This is a genomic window from Stenotrophomonas maltophilia (assembly GCF_002799245.1).
GTDB classification, from domain to species: domain Bacteria; phylum Pseudomonadota; class Gammaproteobacteria; order Xanthomonadales; family Xanthomonadaceae; genus Stenotrophomonas; species Stenotrophomonas maltophilia_S.
Genome location: NZ_NEQV01000002.1, coordinates 697,342 through 709,312, shown reverse-complemented (window position 1 = coordinate 709,312; position 11,971 = coordinate 697,342). Strand labels below are relative to the sequence as shown.

The window sequence follows — 11,971 nt, the reverse complement described above, 5'->3', positions numbered from 1 at the left end:
GTCAAGGCGTTGACGCGAATCCGGCAATTGCCCGGGGTGCGGGTAGTGCCGGCCGCTGGCCGGCAGTATCGGTAGCCGCCAACCTTGGTTGGCGTTGGGCCCGTGCCAACCAAGGTTGGCACCTACCAAAGCCGGTCGAGCCACGTGCCCGGCAAGCAGGTGCGGTGTCAGATCCACCAAGGCGCACCCTACCCCGGCAGGTACAGGTCCACGTAGTCGGTCACCGGCATCGCCGCCAGCGCCACCGGGTCCAGCGACGCAGCAAGAATGCGCTGCTGCTGGGCGGTCGGAAAGCGATGGGCCAGGTGCCGGCGGAACTTGTCCATCAGCAGCGGAATGCCCTCCTCGCGGCGTCGGGCATGGCCGAGCGGATACTCCACCAGTACCTCCGGCAGTGCGCTGCCATCGCTGAAGCGCACGCTCAGGCCGTTGGCAATGCTGCGCTTGCCCGGGTCCAGGTAATCGGCGCTGAGCCGGGGATCCTCATGGCAGGCCATCTTCGCGCGCAGTGCGTCGATGCGCGGATCGGCCGCCACGTCGTCTTCATAGTCCTCGGCCACCAGCCGCCCGTGCAGCAATGCGATGGCGACCATGTACTGCACGCAGTGATCACGGTCGGCCGGGTTGTGCAGCGGGCCCTGCTTGTCGATGATGCGGATGCAGGCTTCCTGGGTCCGGATCGCGATATGCGCGATGTCCTCGACCCGTCGCCCCATCGCGCGCAGCTGCTGGTGCAGGGCGATCGCCGCCTCCACCGCGGTCTGGCCATGGAACTCGGCCGGGTAGCTGATCTTGAACAGCACGTTTTCCATCACGTAGCTGCCCAGCGGTCGCCCCAGCGTCAGCGCCTGGCCACGCATGGACACCGCTTCGAAGCCCCAGGTCGGCGCACTGAGCACGCTGGGGTAGCCCATCTCGCCACTGGCCGCCATCAGCGCCAGGCGTACGCCCCGGCTGGTCGCATCACCGGCCGCCCAGCTCTTGCGCGAGCCGGTGTTGGGTGCGTGCCGGTATGTCCGCAGCGCCTGGCCGTCGACCCAGGCCAGCGACAGCGCATTGAGCATGCGTTCGCGATCCAGCCCCAGCAGCTGCGCCACCACGGCGGTGGTGGCGACCTTGACCAGCACCACATGGTCCAGCCCGACCCGGTTGAAGGAATTCTGCAGTGCCAGCACACCCTGGATCTCGTGCGCCTTGATCATCGCCAGCAGCACGTCGTGCAGGGTCGGCGGCGGGCGGCGCAGGGCCTGCGCGTTGCGGCCCAGCCAATCGCAGACGGCAAGGATGCCCCCCAGATTGTCCGAGGGGTGGCCCCATTCGGCGGCCAGCCAGGTGTCGTTGAAATCCAGCCAGCGCACCATCGCACCGAGGTTGAAGGCCGCCTGCACCGGATCCAGCACGTAGTGCGTGCCAGGTACGCGCGCGCCGTTGACCACGTTGATGCCCGGTACCAGGGGACCGAGCAGCTTGCTGCAGGCCGGGAAAGACAGCGCTTCCAGGCCGCACCCCAGCGTATCAAGCAGGCAGTGATGCGCGGTCTGGAAGGCCAGCGGCGAGTCGATGCGTGCGTCGCGCACGTAATCGACGATGTCCACCAGCAGCGCATCCCACGCCGCACGTTCGTTGGATGGGGTGTGGCTGTCGGACATCGTCGATCTCCTCGTTGCGGTGTACGGTTGCCCGTGCCCCCCTGCCAACCAAGGTTGGCATCTACCAAAGCAAAAGGTTGGCATCCACCAAAGCAATCGGTCTCTGCGGCCCGGTAGTCGCCAACCTCGGTTGGCGTTTACCAGCGCATCATTCGGCCGGCACCCGCACCTTGCCTTCCATCAGCACACGGGCGCTGCGGCTCATGATGGCCTTGGTCACCGTCCACTGGCCGTCAACGAGACCGGCCTGTGCACCCACGCGCAAGGTGCCGGAGGGATGACCGAAGGTCACCGCCTCGCGTTCGCCACCACCGGCCGCACGATTGACCAGGGTGCCCGGAATCGCCGCGGCGGTACCGATCGCCACGGCGGCGGTCCCCATCATCGCGTGGTGCAGCTTGCCCATCGACAACGCACGCGCGTGCAGGTCGATCGCCGACGCCGGGATGGCTTTGCCACTGGATGACACGTAGTCCTGTGCCGGCGCCACGAAGGCCACCTTCGGCGTGTGCTGGCGGGTCGCTGCGTCTTCCAGGTTCCTGATCAGGCCCATGCGCAGGGCACCGTAGGCGCGGATCTTCTCAAAGCGTTCCAGCGCGGCCTTGTCTTCGTTGATGACCGGCTGCAGCTCGGTACCGCTGTAGCCCAGGTCGGCGGCGTTGAGGAAGATGGTCGGGATGCCGGCGGTGATCATGGTCACCTCGAAGCTGCCCAGGCCAGGCACATCCAGAGTGTCGACCAGATTGCCGGTCGGGAACATCGCGCCCGCATCGCCGTCATCGGACGGATCGATGAATTCGAGCTGGATCTCGGCCGCCGGGAAGGTCACGCCGTCCAGCTCGAAATTTCCGATTTCCTGCACTTCGCCATCGCGCATCGGCACATGGGCGACGATGGTCTTGCCGATGTTGGCCTGCCAGATGCGCACGGTGCACAGGCCATCGCGCGGCACGCGGGCCGGATCGATCAGCCCGTTGGCAATCGCGAACGGGCCAACCGCAGTGCTGAGGTTGCCGCAGTTGCCACTCCAGTCGACGAATGCTGTATCGATCGAGACCTGGCCGTACAGATAATCGACATCGTGGTCCGGCACCGAGGCGCTGGAGATGATCACGCACTTGCTGGTGCTGGAGGTGGCGCCGCCCATGCCGTCGGTCTGCTTGCCATACGGATCGGGCGAGCCAATCACGCGCATCAACAGTGCATCGCGTGCGGCGCCCGGCACCTGCGCGGCTTCGGGCAGGTCCTGCAGGCGGAAGAACACGCCCTTGCTGGTGCCGCCGCGCATGTAGGTGGCGGGGATGCGGAGTTGCGGGAGAAATGCCATGGAACGGTTCCTTGCAATGTAAGACGGCCCGTTGCCGGGCCGTCGGATGACTTACGCCACCTTGGCGCCTTCCAGGAAGTCCTGGGCGAAGCGCTGCAGCACGCCGCCGGCTTCGTAGATCGCCACTTCCTCGTCGCTGTCCAGGCGGCAGGTCACCGGCACGATCACGTCCTGGCCGTCGCGGCGATGGATGACCAGGGTCAGGTCGGCGCGCGGGGTGCGCTCACCGATCACGTCGAAGGTTTCGGTGCCATCGATGCCCAGCGTCAAGCGCGTGGTGCCCGGCTTGAACTCCAGCGGCAGCACGCCCATGCCGATCAGGTTGGTACGGTGAATCCGCTCGAAACCTTCGGCCACGATCGCCTCCACGCCGGCCAGGCGCACGCCCTTGGCGGCCCAGTCGCGCGAACTGCCCTGGCCGTAGTCGGCACCGGCGATGATGATCAGCGGCTGCTTGCGGTCCATGTAGGTCTCGATCGCTTCCCACATGCGCATCACCTTGCCTTCCGGCTCCACGCGCGCCAGCGACCCCTGCTTCACGCTGCCGTCGTCGTTGCGCACCATCTCGTTGAACAGCTTCGGGTTGGCGAAGGTGGCGCGCTGCGCGGTCAGGTGGTCGCCGCGGTGGGTCGCGTAGGAATTGAAGTCCTCCTCCGGCAGGCCCATCTTCGCCAGGTACTCACCGGCGGCACTGGACGCCAGGATCGCGTTGGACGGCGACAGGTGGTCGGTGGTGATGTTGTCCGGCAGCACCGCCAGCGCACGCATGCCCGCCAGCGTGCGCTCACCGGCCAATGCGCCCTCCCAGTACGGCGGACGGCGGATGTAGGTGCTCTGCGGGCGCCAGTCGTACAGCGGGCTGACCGCCGCGCCATGCTCCACGCGCACGTTGAACATCGGGTTGTAGACGCGGCGGAACTGCTCCGGCTTCACTGCGGCCTTCACCACGGCATCGATCTCGGCGTCGCTCGGCCAGATATCCTTCAGGCGCACCTCGTTGCCGTCGGCGTCCACGCCCAGCACGTCCTTCTCGATGTCGAAACGCACGGTACCGGCGATGGCATAGGCGATCACCAGCGGCGGCGAGGCCAGGAACGCCTGCTTCGCATACGGGTGGATGCGGCCATCAAAATTACGGTTGCCCGACAGTACGGCCGTGGAATACAGGTCACGGTCGATGATCTCCTGCTGGATTGCCGGATCCAGCGCGCCACTCATGCCGTTGCAGGTGGTGCAGGCGAACGCCACGATGCCGAAGCCGAGCTTCTCCAGGTCCGGCAGCAGGCCGGCCTCTTCCAGGTACAGCTGCACCGCCTTCGAGCCCGGCGCCAGCGACGACTTCACCCACGGCTTGCGCAGCAGGCCACGCTCGTTGGCCTTGCGCGCCAGCAGTGCGGCGGCGATCACGTTGCGCGGGTTGGAGGTGTTGGTGCAGCTGGTGATGGCAGCAATGATCACCGCGCCATCAGGCATCAGGCCCTGCGCCTGCTCGGCCTTGCCTGCCTCCAGCTTGGCTTCGTCGGCGATGCCACGCTCGGCCAGCTCGGCGGTGGCCACGCGCTTGTGCGGGTTGGACGGACCGGCCATGTTGCGCACCACGCTGGACAGGTCGAAGCGCAGCACGCGCTCGTACTGCGCAGTGGCCAGATCGTCAGCCCACAGGCCGGTGGTGCGGGCGTAGTTCTCCACCAGCGCCACCTGCGATTCCTCGCGGCCGGTCAGGCGCAGGTAATCGATGGTCTGCCCGTCGATGTAGAACATCGCGGCGGTCGCGCCGTATTCCGGGCACATGTTGGAAATGGTGGCGCGGTCACCGATGGTCAGTGCCGCGGCACCCTCGCCGAAGAATTCAAGATAGGCGCCGACCACGCGCTCCCTGCGCAGGAACTCGGTCAGCGCCAGCACCACGTCGGTGGCGGTGATGCCCGGCTGCGGCCTGCCGGTCAGCTCGACGCCGATGATATCCGGTAGGCGCATCCACGAGGCACGGCCGAGCATCACGTTCTCGGCCTCCAGGCCGCCCACGCCGATGGCGATCACGCCCAGCGCATCCACGTGCGGGGTGTGGCTGTCGGTACCCACGCAGGTATCCGGGAAGGCGACACCGTCCTGCACGTAGACCACCGGCGACATCTTCTCCAGGTTGATCTGGTGCATGATGCCGTTGCCCGGCGGAATCACGTCCACGTTCTCGAACGCCAGCTTGGTCCAGTCGATGAAGTGGAAACGGTCTTCGTTGCGACGATCCTCGATGGCGCGGTTCTTCTCGAACGCCTGCGGATCGAAACCACCGCACTCCACCGCCAGCGAGTGATCGACGATCAGCTGCACCGGCACCACCGGATTCACCTTGGCCGGGTCACCCCCCTTGTCGGCGATCGCATCACGCAGGCCGGCCAGGTCGACCAGTGCGGTCTGGCCGAGGATGTCGTGGCACACAACGCGCGCCGGGAACCACGGGAAGTCGAGGTCGCGACGACGCTCGATCAGCTGCTTCAGCGAATCGCTGAGCGTGGCCGGATCGCAGCGGCGCACCAGGTTCTCGGCCAGCACGCGCGAGGTGTACGGCAGGGTGGCATAGGCGCCGGGCTGGATCGCATCGACAGCGGCGCGCGCGTCGAAATAATCCAGCGTGCTGCCGGGGAGGTTCTTGCGGTAATCGGTATTCATGGGCTGGCGGAGTACTTGAGGCGGGCCGGGTGCCGGCGATGCGGCGGCGAAAGCATCCGGCCGGCACGCGGCCGGCCGGATGGGTACAGCAGGTGGATCAGACGCGCTTGTCGATGGCGACGAAGTCGCGGTCTTCCGGACCGATGTAGTTGGCGCTCGGACGGATGATCTTGCCGTCGATGCGCTGCTCGACAATGTGCGCGCTCCAGCCGGCGGTGCGGGCGATCACGAACAGCGGGGTGAACATCGCGGTCGGCACGCCCATCATGTGGTAGCTGACGGCGCTGAACCAGTCCAGGTTCGGGAACATCTTCTTGATGTCCCACATCACCGATTCCAGGCGCTCGGCGATGTCGTACATCTTCATGCTCGACTGCTCTTCGGACAGCTCGCGGGCCACGTCCTTGATCACCTTGTTGCGCGGATCGGAGACGGTATACACCGGGTGGCCGAAACCGATCACCACTTCCTTGCGCTCGACGCGGGCCTTGATGTCTTCCTCGGCCTCATCGGGAGTGTCGTAGCGCTTCTGCACTTCGAACGCCACTTCGTTGGCACCGCCATGCTTCGGGCCGCGCAGCGCACCGATGCCACCGCAGATCGCGCTGTACATGTCGCTGCCGGTACCGGCGATGACGCGGCAGGTGAAGGTCGAGGCGTTGAACTCGTGTTCCGCGTACAGGATCAGCGAGGTGTGCATCGCCTTCACCCACGACTCCTGCGGCTTCTCGCCATGCAGCAGGTGCAGGAAGTGGCCACCGATCGAGTCGTCATCGGTTTCCACGTCGATGGCGCGGCCGTTGTGGCTCCAGTGGTACCAGTACAGCAGCATCGAACCGAGGCAGGCCATCAGCTTGTCGGCGATGTCGCGCGCGCCCGGATGGTTGTGGTCGTCCTTCTCCGGCGCCACGCAGCCGAGCACGGACACGCCGGTGCGCATCACGTCCATCGGGTGCGCCGACGGCGGCAGCTCTTCCAGTGCGGCCTTCACCGCGGCCGGGATGCCACGCAGCGACTTCAGCTTGGCCTTGTACGAGACCAGCTCGGCGCGGGTCGGCAGCTTGCCATGCACCAGCAGGTAGGCGATCTCCTCGAATTCGCTGGTGTTGGCCAGGTCCAGGATGTCGTAGCCGCGGTAGTGCAGGTCGTTGCCGCTACGGCCCACGCTGCACAGCGCGGTGTTGCCGGCCGCGGTGCCGGACAGGGCGACGGACTTCTTCGGCTTGAAGGTCGGGGTTGCGGTCGTATCGTTCATGTTTTCCCTCCGAAAACTGATGGTGCAGGGTACTGCTTATTTCTTGGCGGCGAACAGTGCATCGAGCTGCTGCTCGAAGGCGTGGTAGCCGATGCGGTCGTAGAGTTCTTCGCGGGTCTGCATGGTCTCCACCACATTGCGCTGGTGGCCATCGCGGCGCACCGCCTGGTAGACGTTCTCGGCGGCCTTGTTGCCCGCACGGAACGCCGACAGCGGGAACAGCTGGATGGCGACGCCGGCTGAGGCCAGCTCGTCGCGGCTGAACAGCGGGGTGGCGCCGAACTCGGTGATGTTGGCCAGTACCGGCACCTTCACTGCATCGACGAAGCGGCGGTAGGTGTCCAGGTCGTAGGCCGCTTCGGCGAAGATGCCGTCGGCACCGGCCTCGACGCAGGCGATGGCGCGCTCGATGGCCTTGTCCACGCCGTCCACCTGGATGGCGTCGGTGCGCGCGATCAGGAAGAAGTCCGGATCGGTCTTGGCATCGGCAGCAGCCTTCACGCGGTCGACCATTTCGCCCTGCGAGACGATCTCCTTGCCCGGGCGGTGGCCGCAGCGCTTGGCACCGACCTGGTCTTCGATGTGGCAGGCGGCCGCGCCGGCCTTGATCAGCGACTTCACGGTGCGCGCGATGTTGAACGCGCTCGGGCCGAAGCCGGTATCGATGTCGACCATCAACGGCAGGTCGCAGACATCGGTGATGCGGCGCACGTCCACCAGCACGTCTTCCAGGGTGTTGATGCCCAGGTCCGGCAGGCCCAGCGAACCTGCGGCAACACCGCCACCGGACAGGTAGATGGCGCGGAAGCCGGCGCGCTTGGCCAGCAGGGCGTGGTTGGCGTTGATCGCGCCGATCACCTGCAGCGGCGATTCGGCAGCCAGCGCCTCACGGAAGCGGGCACCGGCGGAAAAAGGGGCGGAAGCGGTCATGCGGCAGTCCAGGTTGAAGAACAGGAAGATGAGCGCAAGCACCATGCCAAGCTGCAAGCGATTGATTTCACGGGGATGACCGCCACCCAGCAGTGAAACATATGAAACGTTGAAACGGATGTATCATGAAACATCCCACCCCGTGCAAGCCGCCATGTACCTGCCCCGCTCGCCCCTGCGCCATGCCGACGCCGACCCCGGTCGTCCGGTGATCTGGACCGTCAGCGTCTCGCGGCTGACCGGCCTGCTCGGCGACGTCATTCCGGAGTTCGACCGCCGCGCGCGCATCGAGCAGATCAATCTCGGCTTCGAGGAAGCGGTGGATGTGATCGGCCAGCGCCTGCGCCGCGAGCACTGCGACGTAGTGATCGCCGGTGGCTCCAACGCGGCCTGGCTGCGCGGCCGGCTGGAGCTGCCACTGGTGCCGATCCAGGCCAACGGCTTCGACCTGATGGAAGCGCTGGCACGTGCACGGCGGATCGCCAGCCGCATCGGCCTGGTCACCCACGCCAGCGACGTACCGGTGTTCAGCAACTTCCAGCAGAGTTTCGGCCTGGATATCGAGCATCGCCGCTTCGTCACCCGCGAGGACGCACGCGACTGCATTGCCGACCTGCGTGCCAACGGCATCGAGGTGATCGTCGGCACCGGCATGGCCATCGACCATGCCGAGCAGGCCGGCCTCCCCGGCGTGCTGCTGTACTCCGCCGATTCGGTGCGGCAGGCGTTCGAACATGCACTGGAACTGACCCAGACCCTGGCCCGTTCCAGTGGCAGCCGATCCAGCCCACGCAGGCGCCCGGCAGCGCGCACCGACACGCATGAACTGCTCGGCGACAGCGATGCGATGGCGCAGGTGCGTGCACGGATCGCGCTGTATGCGCCGCACGACAGCACCGTACTGGTCACCGGCGAAACCGGCACCGGCAAGGAACTGGTGGCGCGCCAGCTGCATGCCGCCAGCGGCCGTCGCGGGCGCTTCGTGGCGCTGAACTGCGGCGCCATCAGCGAATCGCTGCTGGAAGCGGAACTGTTCGGCTACAGCGATGGCGCTTTCACCGGCGCGCGTCGTGGCGGCCGTGTTGGCCTGGTTGAAGCCGCGGATGGCGGCACGCTGTTCCTGGACGAGATCGGCGAACTGCCGCTGCCGCTGCAGACCCGCCTGCTGCGGGTACTGGAAGAACGTGAGGTACTGCGTGTCGGCGCCACCGAGCCGACCCCGGTCGACCTGCGCGTGGTGGCCGCCACCCTGCAATCGCTGGAGCAGCGCGCGGCGACCGGCAGCTTCCGTCGCGACCTGTACTACCGCCTGGCAGCGCTACGCATCAGCCTGCCCCCGCTGCGCGCCCGGCGCGCTGACATCCCGCTGTTGGCGCAGCATTTCTTCCGCCAGCTGCGTGGCGTCGACGCGCCGCTGGATGGGGAGGCACTGGCGGTACTGGCCGCTGCCGAGTGGCCCGGCAACGTGCGCGAACTGCGCAACCTGGTCGATCGACTACGCATCCACTGGCAGCCAGCGGAAGGCCTGATTGATACCGCGCGACTGCTGCAGCTGGCACCCGAGCTGGTGAATGAAGGCGCTGCAGCCTTGCCGGTGGAAAGCAACGGCAAGCGCCCACCGCGTGCACGGCTGGAAGCGCTGCTGCAGGAGCACCGCAACGACCGCGAGGGCATGGCGCAGGCACTGGGCGTGTCACGTACCACGCTATGGCGCTGGTTGCGCGCGGAGGGCCTGTAGAGCCGTCAGCGTGCCCAGCGCGCCTCGATGGCAAACCGGCCGCTGCCTACGGCCGCAATCCACAGCAGCAGCACGCCCAGCGGCACTTCGCTCAGATAGAAGAACCAGCTCAGCCAATCCGGCACGCCCAGCCCCGCGGGAATGCGCGCGATGCCATCGGTCAGCGCCGCCACAGCGCAGATCGCCGCCAGCAGCAATGCCGAGGGACGGCTGAGCAGGCCCAGCACCAGCAGGCCACCTGCGATCCATTCAATCGCGCCGAGCACCGGCGCACTGAACACCGGGAACGGAATGCCCGCGTCGACCAGCGTATGCACCATGCGCTCACGCCCGGCCTCGGTGAACACCTTGTTCCAGCCGGATACGCTGAACATCACGCCGGCCACGATGCGGGCAAGCAGCAGCAGGAAGGCTTCCAGGCCGCGGCGCGGCGACGGCACCGCAAACAGGCAACGCCAGGAGGGCATGGCAACTCCAGAAATCGAGGATATTCGTGGGAGTCTGCCGGTTGCCGGCCTGCTCGCAGATGAAGCTGGCCGGTCCATTCGCGACAAGCGCGGACTTCTGTAGAGCCGAGCCCATGCTCGGCGGATGTTCCTGAAGCAGCAGCCGAGCGTGGGCTCTGCATTACAGCAGCCCCTGCAGCCGCACCCCGTCTTACGGGTACAGCAGCCGCTTGCTCCAGCGCCCTTCGGCACCGGCTTCATAGCACCAGCGCTCATGCAGGCGGAACTGCGCGCCATACCAGAACTCGATGCGGTCAGGCACCACGCGCAGGCCGCTCCAGCCTTCCGGGCGCGGCACGTCCCGGCCCTCGAAGCGGGCTTCGATCTCGGCCACGCGTGCATCGAACTCCTCACGCGTTGCCAGCGTCTTCGACTGCTGCGAAGCCCAGGCACCGATCTGGCTCATCCGCGGGCGGCTGGCGAAATAGGCGTCGGCCTCGGCATCGGCGACCTGCTCGACACGGCCTTCGATGCGCACCTGGATGCCGGCCTCGCGCAGGCTGCGCCACAGGAACAGCAGCGCGGCCTGCGGATTGGCCTGCAGCTCCTGGCCCTTGTGGCTGTCCAGATGGGTGTAGAAGACGAAACCGCGCTCATCGAACGCCTTCAGCAGCACGGTGCGCGCCGAGGGACGGCCTTGCGTGTCCGCGGTGGCCACGGTCATCGCGTTCGGCTCGACCTCGCGGCTCTGTTTGGCCTCTTCGAACAGGCCGGCAAACGTGGACAGGGCTTCGGCGTACAGGTCGCTCATGATTGCGTTCTTCTCACACGGATTGGGCTATTGTGGCTGCATGGCCGCTGCTGCGTATATGCCCCAGGTGAAAGGATTCCCCGAAACATTGGCCGAACAGGTGCTGGACGATGCACTGGGCAGTGGCGCAGCGGTTCCAGTATTGGCGATCAGCGGCCTGCAGGGGAGCGGCAAATCGACGCTGGCCGCGCAGGTGGTGGCCCGCGCCCAGGCACGCGGGCTGAACGCGGCCACGCTGTCGATCGACGACGTCTACCTCACCCGCGTGCAGCGCCAGCGACTGGCCCGCCAGGTGCACCCACTGCTGATCACGCGCGGCCCACCCGGCACCCACGACCTGCCGCTGGCCCACGCCGTGCTCGACGCCGCAGCTCAACGCCAGCCCTTCGCGATGCCGCGCTTCGACAAGCTGGCCGACGAACGCCTGCCCGAAGCGCAATGGCCGCGCCTGCAGCAACCACTGGATCTGCTGGTATTCGAAGGCTGGTTCCTCGGCACCCCCGCGCAGGCTGACGACGCGCTGGACAGCCCGTTGAACGCACTGGAACACGAGGCCGACACCGATGGCCGCTGGCGGCGCTGGTGCAACCAGGCGCTGGCCCGTGACTACCCGGCGCTGTGGCAGCGCTGTGACCGCCTGTGGTTCCTGCAGCCGCCGGATTTCTCGGTGGTACCACGCTGGCGCTGGCAACAGGAGCAGAACCTGCAGGCCGCGCAGCCGGGCCGGCACGGCATGAGCCGGCCACAGCTGGAGCGCTTCGTGCAGTACTACGAGCGGGTCAGCCGGCAGGCCCTGCGCGCCCTGCCCGCCCTCGCCGACCATGTGGTGGTGCTGGACGGCCAGCGGCAGGTGCAGGACGTGCGCTGAGCGCGCCTATTCCACCAAAAAGGTCACCCGCAGGTTGACCCGCCATTCGGTGATCTCGCCGCTGCCATTGGTGACCACCTTGGTCTCGTTCACCCAGGCGCCCTGGATGCCCTTGACCGTCCCGGAGACCTTCTTCAGCCCACTGCGCACGGCATCCTCCACGCTCTTCGGCGAGGAGGCGGTGATTTCGATGACCTTGGCGACCGTCATGGCCTGTACTCCGGCTGGCGCGGGAGACCCCGCAGGAACGCCTACCCTGACGTGAAGAACGTAAAGG

General features: G+C 66.9%; 10 protein-coding genes. 2 read left to right on the top strand and 8 right to left on the bottom strand.

Annotated features, from left to right (window positions below):
• Window positions 1-188: 188 nt before the first annotated feature.
• The 5 genes from B9Y64_RS09075 to prpB form a co-directional block, all read right to left on the bottom strand.
• Window positions 189-1,649 (bottom strand): bifunctional 2-methylcitrate dehydratase/aconitate hydratase, encoded by a 1,461-nt coding sequence (locus tag B9Y64_RS09075; protein WP_100440399.1) that lies wholly within the window; start codon window positions 1,647-1,649, stop codon window positions 189-191.
• Window positions 1,650-1,797: 148 nt separating this feature from the next.
• The gene (prpF, locus tag B9Y64_RS09070; protein ID WP_100440398.1) at window positions 1,798-2,976 is read right to left on the bottom strand and encodes a 2-methylaconitate cis-trans isomerase PrpF; all 1,179 of its coding nucleotides are present in this window, start codon (window positions 2,974-2,976) and stop codon (window positions 1,798-1,800) included.
• Between the two features lie 51 nt (window positions 2,977-3,027).
• The gene (gene acnD / locus B9Y64_RS09065) at window positions 3,028-5,646 is read right to left on the bottom strand and encodes a Fe/S-dependent 2-methylisocitrate dehydratase AcnD (RefSeq protein ID WP_100440397.1); all 2,619 of its coding nucleotides are present in this window, start codon (window positions 5,644-5,646) and stop codon (window positions 3,028-3,030) included.
• A 97-nt stretch (window positions 5,647-5,743) separates the two neighbouring features.
• Window positions 5,744-6,901: a bifunctional 2-methylcitrate synthase/citrate synthase gene (gene prpC, locus B9Y64_RS09060; RefSeq protein ID WP_010482770.1), complete on the bottom strand. Its 1,158-nt coding sequence runs from the start codon at window positions 6,899-6,901 to the stop codon at window positions 5,744-5,746.
• Between the two features lie 36 nt (window positions 6,902-6,937).
• Window positions 6,938-7,831: a methylisocitrate lyase gene (prpB, locus tag B9Y64_RS09055; RefSeq protein ID WP_100440702.1), complete on the bottom strand. Its 894-nt coding sequence runs from the start codon at window positions 7,829-7,831 to the stop codon at window positions 6,938-6,940.
• A 154-nt stretch (window positions 7,832-7,985) separates the two neighbouring features.
• Here prpB and prpR point away from each other — a divergent pair, with 154 nt between their 5' ends.
• Window positions 7,986-9,569: a propionate catabolism operon regulatory protein PrpR gene (prpR, locus tag B9Y64_RS09050; protein WP_100440396.1), complete on the top strand. Its 1,584-nt coding sequence runs from the start codon at window positions 7,986-7,988 to the stop codon at window positions 9,567-9,569.
• A gap of 5 nt (window positions 9,570-9,574) precedes the next feature.
• Here prpR and B9Y64_RS09045 read toward each other — a convergent pair whose 3' ends face one another.
• Window positions 9,575-10,036, bottom strand: coding sequence for a DoxX family protein (locus B9Y64_RS09045; protein WP_100440395.1), 462 nt, complete (start codon window positions 10,034-10,036; stop codon window positions 9,575-9,577).
• Window positions 10,037-10,226: 190 nt separating this feature from the next.
• Window positions 10,227-10,826 carry a pyridoxamine 5'-phosphate oxidase gene (pdxH, locus tag B9Y64_RS09040; RefSeq protein WP_100440394.1) on the bottom strand — a complete coding sequence of 200 codons (600 nt, stop codon included), beginning with the start codon at window positions 10,824-10,826 and terminating at the stop codon, window positions 10,227-10,229.
• A gap of 40 nt (window positions 10,827-10,866) precedes the next feature.
• Here pdxH and B9Y64_RS09035 point away from each other — a divergent pair, with 40 nt between their 5' ends.
• The gene (locus tag B9Y64_RS09035; protein WP_100440393.1) at window positions 10,867-11,694 is read left to right on the top strand and encodes a kinase; all 828 of its coding nucleotides are present in this window, start codon (window positions 10,867-10,869) and stop codon (window positions 11,692-11,694) included.
• A 6-nt stretch (window positions 11,695-11,700) separates the two neighbouring features.
• Here the strand turns inward: B9Y64_RS09035 and B9Y64_RS09030 are convergent, their stop codons facing one another.
• On the bottom strand, window positions 11,701-11,904 hold the full coding sequence (locus B9Y64_RS09030) for a dodecin family protein (RefSeq protein ID WP_049435250.1): 204 nt from the start codon (window positions 11,902-11,904) through the stop codon (window positions 11,701-11,703).
• Window positions 11,905-11,971 lie beyond the last annotated feature (67 nt).

Coding starts and splice junctions, on each gene's coding strand:
- B9Y64_RS09075 (WP_100440399.1), bottom strand. CDS start 1,649: ATGTCCGACAGCCACACCCCATCCAACGAACGTGCGGCGTGGGATGCG.
- prpF (WP_100440398.1), bottom strand. CDS start 2,976: ATGGCATTTCTCCCGCAACTCCGCATCCCCGCCACCTACATGCGCGGC.
- acnD (WP_100440397.1), bottom strand. CDS start 5,646: ATGAATACCGATTACCGCAAGAACCTCCCCGGCAGCACGCTGGATTAT.
- prpC (WP_010482770.1), bottom strand. CDS start 6,901: ATGAACGATACGACCGCAACCCCGACCTTCAAGCCGAAGAAGTCCGTC.
- prpB (WP_100440702.1), bottom strand. CDS start 7,831: ATGACCGCTTCCGCCCCTTTTTCCGCCGGTGCCCGCTTCCGTGAGGCG.
- prpR (WP_100440396.1), top strand. CDS start 7,986: ATGTACCTGCCCCGCTCGCCCCTGCGCCATGCCGACGCCGACCCCGGT.
- B9Y64_RS09045 (WP_100440395.1), bottom strand. CDS start 10,036: ATGCCCTCCTGGCGTTGCCTGTTTGCGGTGCCGTCGCCGCGCCGCGGC.
- pdxH (WP_100440394.1), bottom strand. CDS start 10,826: ATGAGCGACCTGTACGCCGAAGCCCTGTCCACGTTTGCCGGCCTGTTC.
- B9Y64_RS09035 (WP_100440393.1), top strand. CDS start 10,867: ATGGCCGCTGCTGCGTATATGCCCCAGGTGAAAGGATTCCCCGAAACA.
- B9Y64_RS09030 (WP_049435250.1), bottom strand. CDS start 11,904: ATGACGGTCGCCAAGGTCATCGAAATCACCGCCTCCTCGCCGAAGAGC.